The 19,998-nt window shown below is 72.2% G+C and carries 15 protein-coding genes; 8 read left to right on the top strand and 7 right to left on the bottom strand.

Annotated elements, in window-relative coordinates; genetic code table 11:
• Positions 1–25: 25 nt before the first annotated feature.
• The 4 genes from OG272_RS44815 (at position 26) to hemC (ending at position 6,690) form a co-directional block, all read left to right on the top strand.
• On the top strand, positions 26–883 hold the full coding sequence (locus tag OG272_RS44815) for a hypothetical protein (protein ID WP_327726391.1): 858 nt from the start codon (positions 26–28) through the stop codon (positions 881–883).
• Positions 883–3,369: a bifunctional serine/threonine-protein kinase/ABC transporter substrate-binding protein gene (locus OG272_RS44810; protein ID WP_328224581.1), complete on the top strand. Its 2,487-nt coding sequence runs from the start codon at positions 883–885 to the stop codon at positions 3,367–3,369. Before OG272_RS44815 ends, OG272_RS44810 begins: the two co-directional genes overlap by 1 nt.
• A complete protein-coding gene (locus OG272_RS44805; protein ID WP_327726393.1) occupies positions 3,369–5,639 on the top strand; it encodes a bifunctional serine/threonine-protein kinase/ABC transporter substrate-binding protein in 2,271 nt (756 codons plus the stop codon). The genes OG272_RS44810 and OG272_RS44805 overlap by 1 nt, the downstream gene beginning before the upstream one ends.
• A 118-nt stretch (positions 5,640–5,757) precedes the next feature.
• Positions 5,758–6,690, top strand: coding sequence for a hydroxymethylbilane synthase (hemC, locus tag OG272_RS44800; RefSeq protein ID WP_326573929.1), 933 nt, complete (start codon positions 5,758–5,760; stop codon positions 6,688–6,690).
• 256 nt (positions 6,691–6,946) lie between these two features.
• Here the strand turns inward: hemC and OG272_RS44795 are convergent, their stop codons facing one another.
• From OG272_RS44795 to OG272_RS44775, 5 genes are all read right to left on the bottom strand, one after another.
• Positions 6,947–7,477, bottom strand: a complete 531-nt coding sequence (locus OG272_RS44795; protein ID WP_328224580.1) for a GNAT family N-acetyltransferase — start codon at positions 7,475–7,477, stop codon at positions 6,947–6,949.
• A 59-nt stretch (positions 7,478–7,536) separates the two neighbouring features.
• Entirely contained in the window at positions 7,537–8,613 is a 1,077-nt protein-coding gene (locus tag OG272_RS44790; RefSeq protein WP_328224579.1) for an enoyl-CoA hydratase/isomerase family protein, read from the bottom strand.
• A gap of 600 nt (positions 8,614–9,213) precedes the next feature.
• On the bottom strand, positions 9,214–10,053 hold the full coding sequence (locus tag OG272_RS44785) for a class I SAM-dependent methyltransferase (protein ID WP_327726397.1): 840 nt from the start codon (positions 10,051–10,053) through the stop codon (positions 9,214–9,216).
• Positions 10,054–10,321: 268 nt separating this feature from the next.
• Complete coding sequence (locus OG272_RS44780; protein WP_326573938.1) at positions 10,322–10,540, bottom strand: hypothetical protein; 219 nt, start codon at positions 10,538–10,540, stop codon at positions 10,322–10,324.
• Positions 10,541–10,708: 168 nt separating this feature from the next.
• On the bottom strand, positions 10,709–11,413 hold the full coding sequence (locus OG272_RS44775; RefSeq protein WP_328224578.1) for a hypothetical protein: 705 nt from the start codon (positions 11,411–11,413) through the stop codon (positions 10,709–10,711).
• Between the two features lie 206 nt (positions 11,414–11,619).
• Between OG272_RS44775 and OG272_RS44770 the strand changes: the two genes are divergently transcribed.
• Both OG272_RS44770 and OG272_RS44765 read left to right on the top strand, forming a co-directional pair.
• Complete coding sequence (locus OG272_RS44770) at positions 11,620–12,435, top strand: SAM-dependent methyltransferase (RefSeq protein ID WP_326573942.1); 816 nt, start codon at positions 11,620–11,622, stop codon at positions 12,433–12,435.
• 365 nt (positions 12,436–12,800) lie between these two features.
• Positions 12,801–15,080: a M4 family metallopeptidase gene (locus tag OG272_RS44765; RefSeq protein ID WP_328224577.1), complete on the top strand. Its 2,280-nt coding sequence runs from the start codon at positions 12,801–12,803 to the stop codon at positions 15,078–15,080.
• 46 nt (positions 15,081–15,126) lie between these two features.
• On the opposite strand, the gene OG272_RS44760 is transcribed toward OG272_RS44765, so the two are convergent.
• Complete coding sequence (locus tag OG272_RS44760) at positions 15,127–17,412, bottom strand: MMPL family transporter (RefSeq protein ID WP_327726399.1); 2,286 nt, start codon at positions 17,410–17,412, stop codon at positions 15,127–15,129.
• A 149-nt stretch (positions 17,413–17,561) separates the two neighbouring features.
• Between OG272_RS44760 and OG272_RS44755 the strand changes: the two genes are divergently transcribed.
• Positions 17,562–17,927 carry a cupin domain-containing protein gene (locus OG272_RS44755; RefSeq protein ID WP_326573946.1) on the top strand — a complete coding sequence of 122 codons (366 nt, stop codon included), beginning with the start codon at positions 17,562–17,564 and terminating at the stop codon, positions 17,925–17,927.
• A 168-nt stretch (positions 17,928–18,095) separates the two neighbouring features.
• Here OG272_RS44755 and OG272_RS44750 read toward each other — a convergent pair whose 3' ends face one another.
• Positions 18,096–19,175, bottom strand: coding sequence for a hypothetical protein (locus OG272_RS44750; RefSeq protein WP_327726400.1), 1,080 nt, complete (start codon positions 19,173–19,175; stop codon positions 18,096–18,098).
• A 324-nt stretch (positions 19,176–19,499) separates the two neighbouring features.
• On the opposite strand from OG272_RS44750, the gene OG272_RS44745 reads away from it, so the two are divergent.
• Positions 19,500–19,964 (top strand): SRPBCC family protein, encoded by a 465-nt coding sequence (locus OG272_RS44745; protein WP_326573950.1) that lies wholly within the window; start codon positions 19,500–19,502, stop codon positions 19,962–19,964.
• The last annotated feature ends 34 nt before the right edge of the window (positions 19,965–19,998 follow it).

The raw sequence follows: 19,998 nt of genomic DNA, 5'->3' as shown, positions 1-19,998 counted from the left end.
GGGGAACTGCGGTGGAGGGGCGGCGATGGACGACAAAACGGCTGGACGAAGAGGTGGTTGGCGGCTGAGGGCCGCCGCGTCGGGGGCTGCGGCGGCGGTGCTCCTCGGCGGATGCAGTGCGGGGGCGTCGGAGCGGGCGGCCGAGCCCGGCACCAAGGCGTCGGACTCCCCGACGCCTTCCGCTTCCGCCTCCGGGCAGGTGGCGGCGGAGGGCGAGGAGCCGTCGGCGACACCGTCCACGACGCCATTCGAGGCGGACCCGGACCGCGTACCGGGTTCGAGGCGGAAGGGCGCCACGCTGGCGGAGGCGGTCGTGATGCGGCCGCAGGACTGGGGCGCGGGTTTCGAGGCGCAGCCGCTCGCGCGCAGCGCCGAGGGCACGGTCGCCGCACTGGACGAGGAGTGCCGGTGGCAGCGCCGGGCACTGCCCGACGGCGTGCTCGCTTCACTCTCCCTCTACAGCGAACTGCCGGGCACCGGGAAACGCGGCACCATCAAGGTGACGGCCTCGGTGACGGTCCACACGACGGTGCTCGGCGCCGACGACCAGCTGTCCGAGACGCTGGAGGAGGCGCTGCGCTGCCCGGAGCAGCAGGTACGCGCCGACGAGCGGATCGAGAAGCTGATGTCCGTGGGCACCCCCCGCGGCATGCGCGGCAACAACTACGCCGACGACTCGATCCTGGAGACGGGCGTCTATCTGACCGGCAGCGGCGAGGCCATGTACCGGTGGATGGTCACACGGCTCGGCCAGGTGAACGTGACGGTGTCGCTGAAGGGCGCTGAGGGATACACCGTCGCCGAACTGGAGCAGTACATGACGCGCGGCACCACCACCATGCTCGACCGGGTGAGATACGAGCTGGGCGGGGGCGAAGGCTGATGGAGCGACTGCGTTCTTCCGACCCGGCACGGATCGCCGACCACCGTCTGCTCGGCCGGCTCGGCGCCGGCGGCATGGGCGTGGTGTACCTCGCGCGTACGTCGGCCGGTTCGCTGGTGGCGCTGAAGGTACTGGCGACGGAGTACGCCGAGGACGCGGGCTTCCGGGCGCGGTTCCGGCGTGAGGTCGAGGTCGCCCGGCGCATCAGCAGTCCGTGGGCGGTGCCGCTGGTGGACGCCGACGCGGAGGCGGCGGCGCCCTGGCTGGCGACGGCGTACGTGCCCGGCCCGTCCCTGGCCGAGGCGGTGGCCGCGTACGGGCCGCTCGGCGAGCACGGGCTGCGGATCCTCGGGGGCCGGCTGGCGCTGGCGCTGGGCGAGGTCCACCGGGCTGGGCTGGTCCACCGGGACCTCAAGCCGGGCAACGTCCTGCTCGCCCCGGACGGGCCCCGGCTCATCGACTTCGGTATCGCCAGGGCGCCCGAGGACACCGCGCTCACGGCGACGGGGTTCGTGGTCGGCACACCCGGCTATCTCTCGCCGGAACAGGCCGACGGCCGGGACGGCCGGACCATCGGCGCGCCCAGCGACGTGTTCTCGCTCGGCTGCGTCCTGGCGTTCGCGGCGACGGGCCGTCCACCGTTCGGCACGGGGGCGCTCGACGCCCTCCTCTACCGGGCCGTGCACGACCCGGCCGACCTCGACGGCGTTCCGGGCCCGCTGGTCGAACTGCTGTCCCGCTGCCTGGAGAAGGACCCGGCCCGTCGGCCCGAAGTGGAGGAACTGGTAAGGGAGTTGCTGCCCGAAGAGGCGGCGGAGGGCTCGGCCTCCCAGGATGTGGCGGCGGGCTCGGCTCCCCAAGAGACGGCGGAGGGCTCGGCCTCCCGAGGGGCGGCGGCGGGTTCGGCCTCCGGAGCGGCGGTACAGGGTTCGGCCTCCACCGAGTCGGCGGACGGTTCGGGCGCAAGGTCCGGTGAGGACGGCGAGACGTCGGAGGAGCCCGCGGACGCCCCCGCCGACAGGCCCGGCGCCGTTGCCCCCGCCTCCTGGCTGCCCGATGAGGTCGTCCGGCTGATCGCCCGGCGTTCGACCGAAGCGCTCGCGCTGCCGGACATCGACCACACCGAGATCTCGGGCGACGCCTCGCGCGCGGCCGCCGTCCGGGGCGGCGACTCCCCGAGCGGGACCGGTCCGCAGCGCTCCGCCTCCGACGACGACACCGCGTCCCCGGCGCCCGGCGCCGGAGACACCGTGCCCACGGCCGCCACCGACACGCCCGAAGCCCCCGCGAGGCGCCGCGTCCTGCTCGCCGGCGCGGGCGCGCTCCTGGCCGCGGGCGGCGGGACCACCTGGTGGGCCCTGGGCCGGGACGGCGGATCGGGCGACAAGAAGCCGGCCGCCACCTCCTCCCGGCGCCCCGCCCACACCGTCGCACTGCACGGCGACCTCAGCGGCGACCAGCGCGCCACCGGCGAGGCCCAGGAACGCGGACTGCGGCTCGCCGTCGCGGAGTTCAACGCCCGGAAGGACGCCCCCTTCCAGGTGGACGTACGGGCCGTGGACGACGCCGGCGACCCGGCCGAGGCGGCCCGGCTCGCGAAGCAGCTCGCCGACGACCCTTCCGTACTCGCCGTGGTCGGTCCGACCACGGACGCGACCGCCCAGTCGGCGCTGGCGGCGTACGACGCGGGCCTCCTGCCCGTGCTCACCGTGTCCCCCGGCGCGATCAGCCTCGCCGTGCAGGGCTTCCGCTCGTTCCTGAACGCACGGCTGCCCGACACGGTGTTGTCCGTCTACCTCGACGCGGTCCTGCGCGGAACCCGCCCGCGCAAGGTCGGTGTCGTCGTCGACCGGGCGGCCGACAACTACGGCGCGGAGATCAGCAGCACCCTGAGCAAGCAGCTGAAGACGGCCGGGCAGCCGTTCCTGCCCCGGGTGGTCAGCCCCATGCGGTCCGGTTTCGGGGACGCGGTGGACGACCTGCTGGCCGCCGACATCGACTCGATCGCCTTCGCCGGACTGCCCGACCGGGCCGCGTCGTTCGCCCGGACACTGCACGAGCGCGGCTTCTCCGGTGCCCGCGCCTCCGGACCGGCCCTGCTCGACCCGCGTTTCCTCACGGAGGCGAAGGAGGCCGCCGAGGGGTGGACGATCGTCGCACCGGTCGTCGACACGGCGAACACGCCCGAGGCGAAGGCGTTCGTGGACGCCTACCGGAAGCGGTGGAAGCAGGCGCCGCCCCGGTACGCGGCCGAGGCCTACGACGTGACGTCCATGGTGCTCACGTCGCTCGCGGACCTCCCGTCCAAGAGCCGCACCCGCGAGGAACTGCTCGCCGCGCTGCGGGCCGCGAAGTACCAGGGCATCACCAGGACGTACGGGTTCCAGAAGAACGGCCTGCCGACCATCGACGGCACCGGTGGCTACCTCTGGCGCGTCGAGGACGGAGCGTTCGTGTACGGCGGCCCCGCGCCGCTGACGGCCTGATGGAGCCGCTGCGTACCGCCGATCCGTCGCGGCTGGGCGACTACCGTCTGCTGCGACGGCTCGGCGCCGGTGGCATGGGTGTCGTCTTCCTGGCCCGCGCGCCGGGCGGGGCCTTCGCCGCGGTGAAGGTCGTACGGGCGTCCTATGCGGACGACGTGGGCTTCCGGGCCCGGTTCCGCCGCGAGATCGAGGTGGCCCGGCAGGTGGACAGCCCCTGGGTGGTCCCGCTGCTGGGGGCGGACGCCGACGCGGAGGATCCGTGGCTGGCGACCGCGTTCGTGCCGGGTCCCTCGCTGGCGGAGGCGCTGGAGGGGCACGGGCCGTGGTCCCCCGCGTCCGTGTGCGTGCTGGGGCTGCGGCTCGCCGAGGCACTGGACGCGGTCCACCGGGCGGGTCTGGTGCACCGCGACGTGAAGCCGGGCAACGTGCTGCTGGCCCCGGACGGCCCGCGCCTGATCGACTTCGGTATCGCGCGCACGCCGGAGGGTACGGCGCTCACGTCCACCGGCGTCGTCGTGGGCTCGCCCGGCTTCCTGTCGCCCGAACAGGCGCGGGCGCGCGGCGCGGGGGTCGGTCCGCCCAGCGATGTCTTCTCGCTGGGCTGCGTCCTGGCCTTCGCCGCGACCGGCGTACGGCCGTTCGGCAGTGGCGCGGCCGCCGGGATGCTGTTGCGCACGGTCTACGACGAGCCGGAGCTGCCCGGTATCCCGGAGGCGCTGGAACCGGTCGTACGGGCGTGCCTCGACAAGGATCCGGCGCGGCGGCCGACCGCCGTCGAGGTCGGCCTGGCGCTGGACGCGGCCGTACCAGCCGACCGGGAGCGGTGGCTGCCGGAGCCGGTGACCCGGCTGATCGCGGACCGGTCCGCCGTGGTGCTCGCCATGGGCGCGATCGAGCCGACCCGGGTGCCCCCACCGGCCTCGACCGCACCGGCGGACGCGATCGCGGAGGCGAACGATCCGGCACACGCGGAAGCGAACGGGCCGGTGCGGTCGGACGCGGTGACGGTGACGTCCCTCAAGGAACCGGGATCCGGCGGCCCGGCCACGAGCCGCCGCGGTTTCCTGGCGCTCGGCTCCACAGGGGCGGTGGCGGGGGTGCTGGCGGTCGGCGGCGGAGCCTGGTGGTGGCGGAGCCGCGCCGACCGGAGGACCGGTGCGGGTGCCTCGCCCTCGTCCGCTCCGCGCACCGACCTCGTCGTGGCCTTCCAGGGCGACCTCTCCGGTGCGACCGGCGAGGTCGGACGCGCCCAGCTCAACGGCGCCCGGCTGGCCGTCGCGCGGGTCAACGCCGACGACGACCGCCCGCTACGGCTGAGGCTGCGCGCGTACGACGACGGGGGCGCGCCCGAGCGAACCCTCGACCGGGCGCGACGGCTGGTGGCGGACAAGCGGGTCCTCGCGGTGCTGGGCCCGACCACGGACGACTGTTTCCTCGCCGCGGAGACCACGTACACGAAGGCCGTGCTGCCCGTCGTCTCGGTGTCGGTGGGGGTGACGCCGCAGGTCAGGGAGGCCGGTCTGTCCACTCTCCGTTCGCATGCGCAACTGGGGCCGACCGATCAGTTGCTGGCCGCCCCGTGCAACGTCTATCTCACGGGCAAGGCCGACGCCCGCAAGGTGTTCCTGGTGGACGACCGGGCCGAGGGTGACTTCGCCTGGACCCTCTGCAACTTCATCCAGCGCGCGCTGGGCCGTGACGGGAGGGACACGAGCGTCACCAGCGTCGCCGCCGGGAAGCTCGACCACACCGCGCTCGCCCGGCAGGTGATCGCGGCCGGTTCGGACGCGGTCGTGTTCAGCGGGGGTCAGGAACGGGCGGGCGTCTTCGCGGCGGCGCTGCGCGAGGCCGGGTTCTCCGGGGTCCGGGTCGCGACCCAACGGGCCTTCGGCACACGGTTCCTGAAGAGCGCGGGCCCGGCCGCCGACGGCTGGGTGTTCGCCACCACGTTCATCGATCCGACGGCCACCCCGGCGGCCCGCGCGTTCACCGAGGCGTACGAGGCACGGTACGGGGAACGCCCCGGCCGGTACGCGGCGGAGGCGTACGACGCGGTGCTGTTCCTGGCCAAGGTGTGTGCGAGCGAGGCGTCGCCTCTGAGGGAACGCGGCGCTGTCGTGCGCCGGATGCACGAGGTGGCCTACCAGGGCATCAGCCGGACCGTCGCGTACACCTCCGACAACGGATACAACCACGACGCGCTGTTCCTGTTCCGTGCGGCCGAAGGGGAGTTCGACTTTCTCGGGCAGTACCAGGAGGCGGACGTGTGAGACGGGTCGTCGCGGCCGGTCGTCGAGGCTGATCGTCCGGGCCGGTCGTCGAAGGTGAGGGCGGGGCCGGGGGCGAGGGTGGTCATCGGGGGCTCGTCCGAGGGGCTATCGTGCCTTCATGTCGCAGGATTTGATTCGCATCGTCTCCCGAGACTCGCCCATGGCTCTGGCCCAGGTGGAGCGTGTACGCGCCGAACTCGCCGTACTGCACCCGGCGCTGCGCACCGAAGTGGTCCCCGTGAAGACGACCGGGGACAAGTGGATGGGCGACCTCTCCAAGGTCGAGGGCAAGGGGGCGTTCACCAAGGAGGTCGACGCCGCGCTCATCGCGGGCGAGGCCGATCTCGCCGTGCACTGTGTGAAGGACATCCCCGCCGACCGGCCCCTCCCGGCCGGCACGATGTTCGCCGCGTTCCTCAAGCGGGACGACATCCGCGACGCGCTCGTGGACCCCGCCGGGCGCACCCTGGACGAGCTGCCCGCCGGTACGCGCATCGGGACCTCCTCCGTACGGCGTACCGCGCAACTCGCAGCCTCCCACCCGCACTTGGACTGCATCCCGTTCCGCGGCAACGCCAACCGCCGACTGGAGAAGCTCGCCGCCGGTGAGGCGGACGCGCTGCTGCTGGCCGTCTCCGGTCTGGAGCGGATCGGCCGTGCGGACGTCATCAGCGAGATCCTCTCCGTCGAGACGATGATGCCGCCGATCGGCGCGGGCGTCCTGGCGCTCCAGTGCCGGGAGGACGACGCCGTCACCATCGAGACCGTCAGCGGCCTCGGCGACCCGGACACCCATCGGGAGACCCTCGCCGAGCGCATGCTCCTGCATGTCCTCCAGGGCCACTGCAACAGCCCCATCGCCGGCTTCGCCGGCACCGACCGCAGTGGTGAACTCTCCCTCCGCGCGTCCGTGTTCACCCCCGACGGCAAGACGGTCCTCAACGCCCACGAATGGGCCGGCCGCCTCGACCCGGCGACCCTGGGCACCTCCGTCGCGGTCGCGCTGCTCCGCCAGGGCGCCCGGGAGCTCATCGACGGCATCCCTCACTGACGGCGACCTTCTCCTCGGTGGCGGGGGAGAAGCTGTTCAGGAAGTGCGGGTCGGTGAGGTGGATCCCGAACGGAGTCCCGGGCCGCCGAGCGAGGAGTCGCATGGCGTCGGCCGCCGCCAGGTGGTGATCGCGGGACGCATGCCGAAGTCGTCGCGGTTGACGATCGGCGTGGCAGTCTGCGACCCGGCCGCCGCACGCGGCACGGATTCTTCCTTCGTCGGATGCCGCGACCGTCGGTGAGGGTCGGTGGCGCGGTCAGTCGACGCGGCGGGACAGTACCTGGCCCGGCCAGGTGTCGGAGAGGAACCGGGCGGTGGGGGTGAAGCCGTGGCGTTCGTAGAAGGCGACGAGACGGCCGTCGCCGCCCGCCCAGCAGTCGACGCGGAGGAGTCGTACGCCGGCCCGGCGGGTCTCCTCGGCGGCGTGGGCCAGCAGGGCCGCGCCGATGCCCAGGCCGGCGTGGCGGCGGTCGGAGACGAGGAGGCGGACGTATCGCTCGGGTTCACCGGCCGGCGCGATCGGCATCTGCGGGCTGGGGCCGGAGTCCAGGACCAGGGCGCCGACAGGTGTTCCGTCCAGTTCCGCGATGTACGGGGTGTTCTCGGTCGTGTACCGCTCGACCCGTGCCGCCCCGTCGGGCCGCTCCGAGTACGGGATCGTGCCCCACTGCTCGGTGTTGCCGCGGTCGTTCATCCAGGCCACCGCCGAGTCGAGCATGCCGAGGATGGCCGGAGCGTCGGCCGGGCCGCCGGGTCTGATGCGTATGCCGTGGGGGGTGTCGGTCACGGGGATAGCCTGGTGGGGGCCGGGTGACAGGTGTTCTCCGGTGCGCGGCCGGGGCCCCTTCACCCGGCCGTCTCCTGCATGGTCTCGTGCTGGGCGAGGCCGAGTTCGCGTGCGCCGAGCGGCTCGAAGAAGCGGTCCACGTCGGCTTCGGTGACGTCGGTGAGAGCGGCCGGGGACCAGCGGGGGTTGCGGTCCTTGTCGATGACCTGGGCGCGGATGCCCTCGACCAGGTCGGGGGTGGCCAGGGCGGCGCAGGAGACGCGGTACTCCTGGTCCAGTACCTGTTCCAGGGAGCCGAGCCGCCGGGCGCGGCGCAGGGCGGTCAGGGTGACCTTGACGGCGGTGGGCGACTTGGCCAGCAGGGTCTCGGCGGTCTCCTTCGCCGCCGGGTCGCCGTGGGCGAGCAGCCGCCGGACGATCTCCTCGGCCGTGTCGGCGGCGAAGCAGGCGTCGATCCACTCGCGCCGGCCCGCCAGCTCGCCGGGAGGCGGCTGCCGCACATGCCGGGCGACGGCGTCCTGTACGGGCAGGTCCGCGAGGTCGTCGAGGAGGTGCCCGAGCGACGTGGAGGGGACGTAGTGGTCGGCGAGTCCGCACAGCAGGGCGTCGGCGGCGCCGATCTGCGTGCCCGTGAGGGCGAGGAGGGTGCCGAGTTCGCCCGGCGCCAGGGCCAGCAGCCGGGTGCCGCCGACGTCGGGGACGAAGCCGATGCCGGTCTCGGGCATGGCGATCCGCGACCGCTCGGTGACGACACGGACGGTGCCGTGCGCGGAGACTCCGACGCCGCCGCCCATCACGATCCCGTCCATGAAGGCGACGTAGGGCTTGGGATAGCGGGCGATACGGGCGTTGAGGTGGTACTCGTCGCGCCAGAACGCCGCCGCGGCGCTGCCGTCCCCGTCGCGGGCGTCGTCGTGGACGGCGCGGATGTCGCCGCCCGCGCACAGCCCGCGCTCCCCCGCGCCGGTGATGACGACGCTCTCCACGGCCGGATCGTGTTCCCAGGCGGTCAGTGCCTCGTCGACGCGCCGCACCATGGCGTGGTTGAGGGCGTTGAGGGCCCTCGGGCGGTTGAGGGTGAGGTGGGCGGTCCGGCCGACGGTGTGCAGCAGGACGGGCTCGTCGCCGCCGGTCATCGGGCTGCCTCCACCGCGACTGCCTCTGTCAGGCCTCGGGCGGCCTCGAGAACGCGCATGATCTCGTTCGTTCCTTCCGGACGTGGCGACCGGCGGCCATCCGTCATGAGACGGCCCCCGCTCCGAACAGGAGCCAGGTGGGCGCGGCCGCCGCGCAAAGCCCCGAGCTTGCCGGCACCCTGGGCCAGCCGAGCCTACCCGTCGCGCTTCCGGACACCGTCACGGCCCGGCACTCCACGACGCACACCGTCACGGCCCGGCGCTCCACGAGGCGGGACCGTGTCTCTCGGGCGGGATCAGGCATCGCGGTGCCGGCTCTCCGCTGCCCGCCGGTCACCGTCCTCGGGCGTCCGCTTCTGCCAACAGTTCGTGGGCGCCGTGTCGACCGCCTCGACTCCGCCCTGGCGGTCGAAGCGGAACAGGAGGGTGCCGCTGGTCTGGGCCCAGGTGCGGGCCCAGGTGCGGGCCTGGCGGGGGTGTATCCGGCGGCGGAGAAGAAGACGGCCGTCCGCGCCGACGGGCGTCAGTCGATCTTTTCCCCGACCCGGGGGGGTAACAGCGGCCACCGACAGCGCCGCGGCCCGCCGCTGACTCCTCTGCTCACGCCGGCGGCTTGCGCCACGTCCTGATCTCGGTGGCCGGAAGGCGCTCCGCGAAACGGTTGTCGGGGGCCGTCTCCTCCAGGAGGGCACGCAGCTCCCGCTCGAAGTCGGGCAGCCGGTCGCCGAACAGGTGCGGCGCCGCGTCGGACCGGGAGAACGCCCACGCGACGATGTCGTCCGAGGTGCGGGTGACCACCTCCCCGGCCGGCACGACGAGTCGGCCGAAGTTCCCGAACCCGGCACGCGCGATGACGAAGGACTCCCCGCCCGGTGTGCCGTTGACGAGCTTTCCCTGTCCCGCGCGGCGCACCGGGCCCAGCCAGCGACGTACCAGGTCACCGATCCGGTCGTACGGCGGCGCGGGCGACGGCAGTCCCGTCGTCCCGGGAGGCGGGTCCTTCAGGTCGCTCACGTGGACGAACGCACCGCCCGGCTCCAGCATCTCCAGCACGGTGGCCGCGACGCGGTCACGATCGGTCCAGTGGAAGGACTGGGCGAACACCACGACCCGGAACTCCCCCAGCCCCGCCGGCAGGTCCTCGGCGCGGGCGGCCACCCAGCGCGCGTTGGTCACCCCTCGGCGTCCGGCCTGTCGCTCGGCCTCGGCCAGCATGTCCTCGTCCGGATCGACACCGACGGCCTCCGTGAAGAACCGCGCCATCGGCAGCAGCACGGTCCCCGGGCCGCAGCCGACATCGAGGAGTCTGCCCCGGCCGTCCAGAGCGAGGGCCTCCGCGAGCGACTCGGGAAAACCGGAAGCGTAGGGGAGCCGGCCTCGCTCGTAATGGGCCGCGCTTCCCCGGAAGAGCGTGCGGTCCCATTCCCACCCCTCGGGCATGCCGGTTCCCTTCACTCGCCCAACGCGTCAGCACGGGCACGCTACTCGGGTCGGGCGACTCCTCGACGTACTCCTCCGCAGGCCCCGGCTTGGGCCGGTCCCGCAACTCCAGCTCCCCGCCGAGGCGTTCCGGTTCGAGGAACAGACGAGGCCCTGGCTCGACCCCGGCAGCGCGAGGAAGGGGTCCGTGGGTGTGTCGACGTGCGGCGCCACGACGTCCGCCCACCGGGCGGCGGCCCCTCGCCGTCGTCGACCGTTCCCGGGCCTGTCAGAGAGCGAAGCCCAGCAGGGCGACTTCGAGAGGGAGTGCGGGACGCTCGGGGAGAGCGGGAGGGTTCTGGCCGCGGCCGGTGTGCGTGGGCGGGACGACGCGCAGGGCCTTGATGCCGTCGGCGGCCCATCCCGCGTCCGTCGGAGGCAGCGACAGGGTCATGCGCCGGCCGTCGGCCAGGGTGGTCTCGATCTTGCCCGGGTCGTTCGTCGTCATGGCAACCCACTTCCCTCGCGCACCAGGTGCGTGGAACCTCTACCCGAAGGACGCCAGTTCGAGCCGAGAAGTTCCCCCTGGTCCGTGCGCGAGCCGCAGCCACGGAGAGCGGACCACCGCTCCTGGTCGCGGGCCCCGGCTCGAAGAACCGCGCCCGCCCTCAGCGGATCACGCCCGATCTCGCGTCGGGACAACGGGGATGACGCCCAGCCGCGTCAGAAGTCCGCTCCCGGTGGGGCGGACAGGGCTCGTGCCGCCGCTCAGGGGCGAGGGCCAGGTGGGGTCGTGCCATACGGCGGCGGATGCGTGGTCGAGGAGGTGTCCTGCCGTGGCCGGGGCGGTGTGCTGCGGGGCCCCCGCTGTGATCAGGACCGTGGTGAGGTACGTCGACGCCTCGGTCGGCGGGGCAGGGTCGCGGAGCAGGGGAAGCAGGAGAAGGAGGCGGGCGGCCGGGTCCGTGAGGCCGTCCGCCGGGGCACTCGGGGTGTCGGCGGCGATACGGACCAGTTCGGGCCAGGTCACGGTGTCGCCCACCAAGTCCCCCTCCCAGGTGGCGAATTGCTGGGCGTGGTGCCCGCCGGGACGGGTGGCGACGTAGTCGATGCCGTAGTCCCCGACGATGTTGCGGTAGATCACCGCGATCCCGTGCCCGTTCGCGAGCGGCACCCGGAACACCGGCCGGCCCTCGGGGTTCCAGAGCACGTCGGACATGGCGTCGGCGTCGGCTCCGTCGTCGCCGAACCACTCCGGCTCGCCACCCGGTCCACGGGCGCACAGGCCCAGCAGTTGATTCGACCAGAAGCCCGGGCGAGCCGTCAGTGGCTCACCCGCGAACAAGGGGCCGCCGAGATCCTCGTATCCTTCGATCCGCACGCCACCAGGCTGCCATCAGCCTCCGCCGGCAGGACCACGGGGCCGCCCTGCCACCCTGCCACCGAGCCACCGACCGACACTGGGGCTTCGCTGTGAAAACCCCTGCTCGGGCCCACCGGAAATGTGAACTGGCGTACGGAACACGGGTGTCGGGACGTAGGTTGTGTCCGGAACTCCTCGCTTCGGCTGAAAGACGGACGGTAGACATGACCGACCACGCGACCACGCCCGGACCGGCGGCGCATCAGAAGATCGACACCTCGGTGCCGCACTCGGCCCGTATCTGGAACTACTGGCTGGGCGGGAAGGACAACTACCCCGTCGACGAACAGGCCGGCGACGCGTACACCGCCGTGTTCCCCGGCATCGTGACCATCGCGCGCAGCAGCCGGGCCTTCCTGCGCCGCAACATCACCTACCTGGTCGCCGAGGCCGGCATACGGCAGTTCCTGGACGTCGGAACGGGCCTGCCGACCGCCGACAACACCCATGAGGTCGCCCAGCGGATCGCCCCCGAGACCCGGATCGTCTACGTCGACAACGACCCGATGGTCCTGGCCCACGCCCGCGCCCTGCTCTACTCCACGCCGGAGGGGGCGACCTCCTACGTCGACTCCAACGTGCTCGACCCGGACCGCATCCTCGCGGCCGCCGCCGACACACTGGACTTCAGCCGACCGACCGCGCTGATCCTCAGCAACATCCTGGGCCACGTGGCCGACCACGACCAGGCACGCTCGATCATCGACCGCCTGATGGGGGCGTTGCCGTCCGGCAGCTACCTCTCCATCAACGACGGTTCCCGGGGCATCGACCCGATCTTCGAAGAGGCCCAGGACGGGTACAACGAGAGCGGCGCCGTGCCCTACAACCTCCGCACCGTCGACGAGATCACCTCGTTCTTCGACGGCCTGGAACTCCTGGACCCCGGCGTCGTCTCGGTCCCCCACTGGCGCCCGGCCCCCACCGACCCGACCCCGGCAGTCATCGCCGAACACGGCGGCCTCGCCCGCAAGCCCTGACGACACGTCGTGATGCCCGGGAGCGATCCGCGCCCGGGCATCCGCCTTCCCCGAGCCTCAGAGCGCAACGGGGGCGGGGCCTGAGCGCGTTGGCGCATTGGCGCATTGGCGCATGAGGGTACGAACGTGCGCGCCCGTACGGAGCGCCTCAGCCCTCTGGCCGATGATCGATCACTTTCCGGCCAAACACTTGATATGCCCCTGACATAGGCGGCCGACGTCTGTCACTCTGTGCGCATTCCGTCTCACGACGGCGCACGCGCACCCGCATCGCAGTACTCCCTGCACTACCCGGTGCCTCGACCCGTGCACCGGGTCCTTCGTACGGCCGCTCGTCCAACGTCGGCCGCAGCAAAGGAGTTCGCGTGAGATCCACCCCCCACAGACGTACCACGGCCACGGCCGCCCTCGTCGTCGCGGCGGCGGTCCTCGCCGTCGCCGTCCCGGGCGCCCCGGCGATCGCACGCGGTGACGGCGGCGAAGGCACCGCCCGTCCCGCGGCCGCGAAGCCGGACCGCGGGGCACTGCCCGCACAGCTCACTCCCGCTCAGCGAGAGACCCTGGTCCGGAAGGCCGAGAAGGCCACGGACAAGACCTCCGACCGCCTCGGCCTCGGCGGCCAGGAGGAGTTGCGGGTCCGTGACGTCGTCAAGGACGCCGACGGCACCGTGCACACCCGCTACGAGCGCACCTACGCCGGACTCCCGGTGCTCGGCGGCGACCTGGTCGTCCACGCCGCCAGGAGCGGCGCGGTCGAGAGTGTCACCCGGGCGTACAAGCCCGAGCTGAAGGTGTCGGACCTCAGCGCCGAGGTCAGCAAGGCCGCGGCGGAGAAGCAGGCGGTCGCGGCGGCCAAGGAGGAAGGTTCCTCCAAGACCGAGGCGGACAGCAGCCGCAAGGTCGTCTGGGCGGCGAAGGGCACGCCGACCCTCGCCTACGAGACCGTCGTGAGCGGCTTCCAGCACGACGACACGCCCAGCGAACTGCACGTCATCACCGACGCGCAGACCGGGAAGAAGCTGTACGAGTACGAGGCCGTGCACACCGGCACGGGCAACACCCGCTACAGCGGCACGGTCACGCTCGGCACCAGCCAGTCGGGTTCGTCGTACACGCTGACCGACGCGGACCGGGGCAACCACCGTACGTACAACCTGAACCGCGGCTCGTCCGGGACGGGCACGCTGTTCAGCGGGACCGACGACGTCTGGGGTGACGGGACCGCCGCCAACCTGGAGACCGCGGGCGCGGACGCGCACTACGGGGCCGCGCTGACCTGGGACTACTACAAGAACGTCCATGGCCGGAACGGACTGCGCAACGACGGGGTCGCGCCGTACAGCCGGGTCCACTACGGCAACAACTACGTCAACGCGTTCTGGCAGGACTCCTGCTTCTGCATGACGTACGGCGACGGGTCGGGCAACGCCAACCCGCTCACCTCGATCGACGTGGCCGCGCACGAGATGACGCACGGCCTGACATCGGTCACCGCCAACCTCGTCTACAGCGGTGAGTCCGGCGGGTTGAACGAGGCGACCTCCGACATCTTCGCCGCCGCGGTCGAGTTCGCCGCCGGCAACAGCGAGGACGTCGGGGACTACCTCGTCGGCGAGAAGATCGACATCAACGGCGACGGTACGCCGCTGCGTTACATGGACAAGCCCAGCAAGGACGGCTCCTCGCGCGACTACTGGTCCTCCACGCTCGGCAACGTCGACGTCCACTACTCCTCGGGCCCGGCCAACCACTGGTACTACCTGGCCTCCGAGGGCAGCGGCGCGAAGGTCGTCAACGGTGTCTCCTACGACTCGCCGACCTTCGACGGGCTTCCGGTGACGCCGATAGGCAGGGACGCCGCCGAGAAGATCTGGTTCCGGGCGCTCACCACGTACATGACGTCCACGACCAACTACGCGGCCGCCCGCACCGCCACCCTGCAGGCCGCCGCCGACCTGTACGGGCTCGGCTCGGTGACCTACAACAACACCGCCAACGCCTGGGCCGCGATCAACGTCGGCTCCCGGATCCTCGACGGCGTGACCGTCGTCCCGCCGGCCGCCCAGTACTCCCTGACCGGCCAGGCCGTCACCCTGGACGTCCAGGCGTCGTCCACGAACGCCGGCGCCCTGTCGTACGCGGCCGCCGGTCTCCCGGACGGGCTGTCCATCGACGCCACCACGGGCCGTATCTCGGGTACGCCGACCACGGCCGGGAACTGGACGCCGACCGTCACCGTGACGGACTCGGCCGACGAGACCGGTACGGCGAGCTTCGCCTGGCGGGTGGACGAGGAGGGGAACCAGTCGGTGTTCGAGAACACCGCCGACTACCAGATCCCCGACAACTCCACCGTCGAGTCCCCGATCAACGTCAACCGGGCCGGGGCGGCGTCCAGCGCGCTCACCGTGGATGTGGACATCGTCCACACCTGGCGCGGTGACCTGGTCATCGACCTCGTGGCCCCGGACGGCACGGCGTACCGGCTGAAGAACTCCGCCTCGTCCGACTCGGCCGACAACGTGGTCGCCACGTACACGGTGGACGCCTCCGCCGAAACCGCCGCGGGCACCTGGAAGTTGCGGGTCCAGGACGTGGCCAGCCTCGACACCGGCCACATCAACAGTTGGAAGCTGACGTTCTGACGATCGCTCTCTGACGATGCGTCAACTCTTCTTCCACTGAAGCCAGTCAGCTGCTGAGCGGCCGGTCCCGCCCCTGCGGGACCGGCCGTTCGGCCGTGTCCCCCTCCGCGTCGATGTGCGGCAGCACGCGGTCCAGCCAGTGCGGCGTCCACCAGGCGTGGCGGCCCAGGAGGGTCATCACCGCCGGGACGAGGAGCAGGCGTACGACCGTCGCGTCGATGAGGACGCTCACGGCGAGGCCGAGGCCGAGCATCTTGACGACGATGTTGTCGCTGATGATGAACGCGGCGAAGACGCTCACCATGATCAGGGCTGCGCAGGTGATGACGCGCGCGGTGATCTCCAGGGCGTGGGCGACGGCGGCGCGGGCGTCGCCGGTGCGCAGCCAGGCCTCGTGGACGCGGGAGAGCAGGAAGATCTCGTAGTCCATGCTCAGCCCGAAGACGATGGCGAACATCATCATCGGGACATAGCTCTCGATGGGCACCTTGCCGGAGACGCCGAGTGCCGGGCCGCCCCAGCCCCATTGGAAGACGGCGACGACCACGCCGTACGAGGCGGTGATGGACAGGACGTTGAGGGCCGCCGCCTTCAACGCGACCAGCAGGCCCCGGAACACGATCAGGATGATCAGGAAGGCCAGGGCGACGACGACGGCGATGATGAGGGGCAGCCGGCTCGCCACGATGTCGCGGAAGTCCACCTGGGAGGCCGTGGTGCCGGTGACGTACCCCTCGGCCTTGGTTCCGGAGACCGAGGCGGGCAGGGTGTCGTCGACCAGACGGTTCACCAGGTCCGTGGTGTCGGCGTCCTGCGGGGACTCCTTCGAATAGACCGTGCCGACCAGGACGTCCCCGTCCTGGGTGGCGGACAGCGGGGTGACCGCGTGCGCTCCCTCCACGGCGTCGAGGTTCTTCTGCGCGGTGCTCTGCAGGGTCTGACGGTCGGACGACGGGACGGAGGTCTGGTCGATGACGACGGTGAGCGGGCCGTTGGAGCCGGGGCCGAAGGCGTCGGTCATCAGGTCGTAGGCGCGCCGGTCGGTGAAGGAGGTGGGGTCGGCGCCGTCGCCGATGTGGCCGAGTTGGATGGAGAAGACGGGGATCGCGAGGATGGCGATCGTCGTGACGCCCGCGGCCAGGAACCGCCAGGGCCGGTGCTCCACGCGCTGGGCGTAGCGGTGCCAGGTGCCCTGGATCTCGGCCCCCTCCTCGACGCCGGTCTCGGCGACCGGTTCGCGCACGTGGTAGCGGTCGATCCGGCGGCCGATGAGCCCCAGCAGGGCCGGGACCAGGGTCAGGGCGCCGATGACCGCCGAGACGACGGTGACGGCGGCCGCGAGACCGAGTTTCCCGATGAAACTCACGCCGGACGCGTACAGCCCGCACAGGGCGATGATCACCGTACAGCCCGAGACGAGGACGGCACGGCCGCTGGTCGACGCTGCGTACCCGGCCGCGCGCACCGGGTCGGCGCCGTCCATGAGGTTCTGCCGGTGCCGGGTGATCAGGAACAGGGCGTAGTCGATGCCCACGCCGAGGCCGATCATCGTCGCCAGGGTCGGGGACACGGTGGCGAAGGTGAACGCGGAGGCGAGCAGCCCGAGACAGGCCAGGCCACCGATCGCGCTCAGCAGCGCGGTCACCAGGGGCAGCCCGGCCGCGATCACACTGCCGAAGCCGACGAGGAGGACGACGATCGCCACCGCGAACCCGATGAGTTCGCTCACCCGGTCGTCGGCCGCGGGCCGGGCCAGTTCGCCGAGCGGTCCGCCGTACTCGACCTCGGCGCCCGCCGACCGCAGCGGCTGGACGGAGTCGTCCACGCCGTCCAGATAGCTGTCCTGGAGGGTCGAGGGCTGCACGTCGAAGCGGATGGTGATGTACGCCGTCTTCTGGTCGGACGACAGCGGGCCGACGTTCGGCTGCTGCGACTGCCCCGACGACTGTGTGGCGGGTGCGGTGAGTGGATTCTGCACCGAGAGCACGTGCGGCAGCTTCTGCAGGTCGTCGACCGTGTCGGACATCTGCGAGCCGAGCGAGGTGAGCGCCTTGTCCTTGTCGTGCAGGACGATCTGGCTGCTGTAGCCGCCGGCCGCCGGATCGTGCTTCTGCAGCACCTCCAGGCCTTCCTGGGACTGCACGCCCGGGAGGGAGAAGTCGTCCGAGTAGTCGCCGCCGTAGGACCGGTTCAGCACCTGAAGGGCCGCGAGGGCGACCAGCCAGGCGACGATGACGACCACGAAGTGCCGGGCGCACCATTCGCCGAGTCGCCGCAGTCTGCCCGCCGCGGGCTCGGCGCCGCCTTCCCCGCCGGAACGACCTGAGCGCATCGTCTCTCCCATGGGAGCGATCTCCCGGACCCCATTACACGACGCTCCCGGCGGCCCGGCACGTCAGCGGAGGCCGGTCCCCCGGTTGGCGGCTCCGGCTTGACAGGCGGACGATGGGGAGGTGGGGCGGCCTAGCGGAAGGAGCCGTGATGCTGGAGATCAAGACGGTCGAGAAGCCGGACGAACGGCGCGATTTCCCACGGGGGCACCTTGAGGCCGTGCACCTCACGGGCCTCGACTTCGCCGTGGCCACCTTCGAACCGGGCTGGCGCTGGTCCGAGTCCGTGGCCCCCATCGCGGGCACGGAGAGCTGCCAGGTCCACCACAACGGCTATGTCGTGCGGGGACGCATGCACATCCGCATGGACGACGGTGGTGAGGGCGAGGTCGGGCCGGGCGACGCCTTCGTGTGCCCGCCGGGACACGACGCGTGGGTCGTCGGCGACGAGCAGTGCCTGCTGTACGACTTCGCCGGCCAGATGGCGCAGGACTACGCCAAGGCGAAGGACGACTGAGCCGATTCGGGTGCGAGAGGGAGCGGAGGCGGTGGCGTGCGCGCCCCGCCTCCGTCCGTCTGTCCGCCCGTCCGTCTGTCCGCCCGTCCGTCTGTCCGCCCGTCTGTCCGCCCGTCCGTCTGTCCGCGCGCGGGCGGACGGGCGGGCGTGCGTGCGCCCGGATCGGCTCTAGATCCCGTCGGACTCCCGCAGGTTGTCCAGCGTCGCGTTCGTGTCGCTCTTGAGCCACCCCTCGACGTCGTCCACGTCCGGCATGGTCACGTCGTCGTAGGTGGAGCCGTAGGCGCTCCAGCTCATCTCGTACGTCATCCAGCCGTCGCGCACCGCGAGAGTGGCCGCGCGGCTGCCGCTGTTGTCGTTGCCGGAGGTGGTGTCCTCGGTGACGAGGTACGCCTCGTCACCGAGGCCGGTGACCTTCTCGACGTCGTAGTCCTCGTATCTCTGGTCGTACTCGGACCACAGGGCGGTGAACTCGGGGCCGGGGTCGGTCTTCTTGTGAAGGTTCACCTCGACCGAGAAGTACGCGTCGGAGAGCGAGGAGGCCGAGGATTTCTTGAGGGAGATGCTGCAGTAGCTCTGGTCGAGGGCCGTGTGCTCCAGGGACTGGTCCACCGGGGAGGTGTCCTCCTCCGGGTACTCGTTCTTGAACGACGAGTAGTCCACCGAGGAGCAGAGGTCGGACTGGGCCCGGTAACCGCGCAGGTCCGCCTCGGCGTCGTCCTTGCCGAGCAGGAAGACACCGCCGGCCCACGCCGCGGAGGCCACCACGGCGCCCACCAGCGCCCAGAGCACGGCGCGTCCGCCGGCGCCCGTCGAGGGCGGGGTGCCGAGGGTCGGGTAGCCGCCCGGCGGATAACCGCCCGGAGGCTGGCCGTACGGATGGCCCTGGGCGGGTGCCGGCGCGACCGGGGGGCCGTAGCCGGCCGGTGACTGGGGATTCGGGTAGGGGTAGGCGCTCTGGGCCGCCTGGGCCGGTACCTGCGTCTGGGCCTGCGCCGGGACCGGTATCTCCGCCTGCGTCGGTGTCGGCACCGGGACCGGTATCTCCGCCTGAGTCGGTGTCGGCACCGGGGCCGGTGCCTGCGGCGGGGACTGTGCGGCGGGACCGGCGGGCAGGGCCGGCTGGGGCGCGGCCGCCTGCGGCTGGGCCTGGGGACCGGGCTGTCCCGGGGGCGGCCAGGCCGGGGACGCGGACGGCTGGTCCTGCGGCTGCGGTTGCGCCGGCGCACCCTCGGGGCGTTCGGTCATCGGCTTCTCCTCGTGTCGTGGTGGATGGGGCGCGACGGCTCGTGGTGGACGGGGTGCGGCGGCGGAGCCGGAACTCGCCCCGCCGGGCCGCCGGACGAGGCGGCGGAGTGTCGTGTTCGCACGCGTGGAGGAGAAATACCCGCGACCGGATCCCTTCCATGCGGCCCCACGGGCCCAGGCAGAATCTGAAGATCCAAGCCTCGCAGAACGTCTCCCGCGCGGTCGTCCGTAGAACTACGCACCCCGCCTACGCAACCTGGCGCGTCGGCCGGGGTGGTGGCCGTCCTGGGGCGGGTGTCGGTGCCCGGTGCTTTCATGGGAGTCATGACCAGCAGAAGTGTCGTAGTCGAACGGCGGGTCGCCGCTTCTCAGGGGCGGGTGTGGGAGGCCCTGACGGACCTCGGCGGGATGCATCGGATGCTCAGCGGTGTCACGAGGGTCGAGGTCCTCACGGACGGGGGCTTCGGGGTGGGCACGCGGTGGCGGGAGACCCGGCGGATGTTCGGCAAGGACGCCACCGAGGAGATGTGGGTGACCGTCAGCGAGCCGCCCGAGCGCTATGTGGTGGAGGCCGAGTCGCACGGCTCCCGCTATGTGTCGGAGTGGCTGCTGCGGGCCGACGAACCGGCCTCGACGACGATCCGGCTGACGTTCTCGGCGCAGTCGACCGGTGCCGTCGCGGGTCTGCTCACCAAGGTCATGGGCGGTATCGGTGCCCGGGCCGTGCGCAAGGCCGTCGCGAAGGACCTCGACGACGTCGCCGGGTGGGTGGAGGGCCGCAGGAGCTGAGCCGCCCCTGCGGCCCTCCGGTCACCGTGCCCGG

It is taken from the genome of Streptomyces sp. NBC_00104, assembly GCF_045160825.1.
Lineage (GTDB): Bacteria > Actinomycetota > Actinomycetes > Streptomycetales > Streptomycetaceae > Streptomyces.
Note: the sequence above shows the minus strand (reverse complement) of the source record. Positions and strands in the feature narration are given on the sequence as shown.

Excerpts from the sequence above, each read along its gene's own strand:
- OG272_RS44815 (WP_327726391.1), top strand. The coding sequence starts at position 26 with ATGGACGACAAAACGGCTGGACGAAGAGGTGGTTGGCGGCTGAGGGCC.
- OG272_RS44810 (WP_328224581.1), top strand. The coding sequence starts at position 883 with ATGGAGCGACTGCGTTCTTCCGACCCGGCACGGATCGCCGACCACCGT.
- OG272_RS44805 (WP_327726393.1), top strand. The coding sequence starts at position 3,369 with ATGGAGCCGCTGCGTACCGCCGATCCGTCGCGGCTGGGCGACTACCGT.
- hemC (WP_326573929.1), top strand. The coding sequence starts at position 5,758 with ATGTCGCAGGATTTGATTCGCATCGTCTCCCGAGACTCGCCCATGGCT.
- OG272_RS44790 (WP_328224579.1), bottom strand. The coding sequence starts at position 8,613 with ATGACCGGCGGCGACGAGCCCGTCCTGCTGCACACCGTCGGCCGGACC.
- OG272_RS44785 (WP_327726397.1), bottom strand. The coding sequence starts at position 10,053 with ATGCCCGAGGGGTGGGAATGGGACCGCACGCTCTTCCGGGGAAGCGCG.
- OG272_RS44780 (WP_326573938.1), bottom strand. The coding sequence starts at position 10,540 with ATGACGACGAACGACCCGGGCAAGATCGAGACCACCCTGGCCGACGGC.
- OG272_RS44770 (WP_326573942.1), top strand. The coding sequence starts at position 11,620 with ATGACCGACCACGCGACCACGCCCGGACCGGCGGCGCATCAGAAGATC.
- OG272_RS44760 (WP_327726399.1), bottom strand. The coding sequence starts at position 17,412 with ATGCGCTCAGGTCGTTCCGGCGGGGAAGGCGGCGCCGAGCCCGCGGCG.
- OG272_RS44755 (WP_326573946.1), top strand. The coding sequence starts at position 17,562 with ATGCTGGAGATCAAGACGGTCGAGAAGCCGGACGAACGGCGCGATTTC.
- OG272_RS44750 (WP_327726400.1), bottom strand. The coding sequence starts at position 19,175 with ATGACCGAACGCCCCGAGGGTGCGCCGGCGCAACCGCAGCCGCAGGAC.
- OG272_RS44745 (WP_326573950.1), top strand. The coding sequence starts at position 19,500 with ATGACCAGCAGAAGTGTCGTAGTCGAACGGCGGGTCGCCGCTTCTCAG.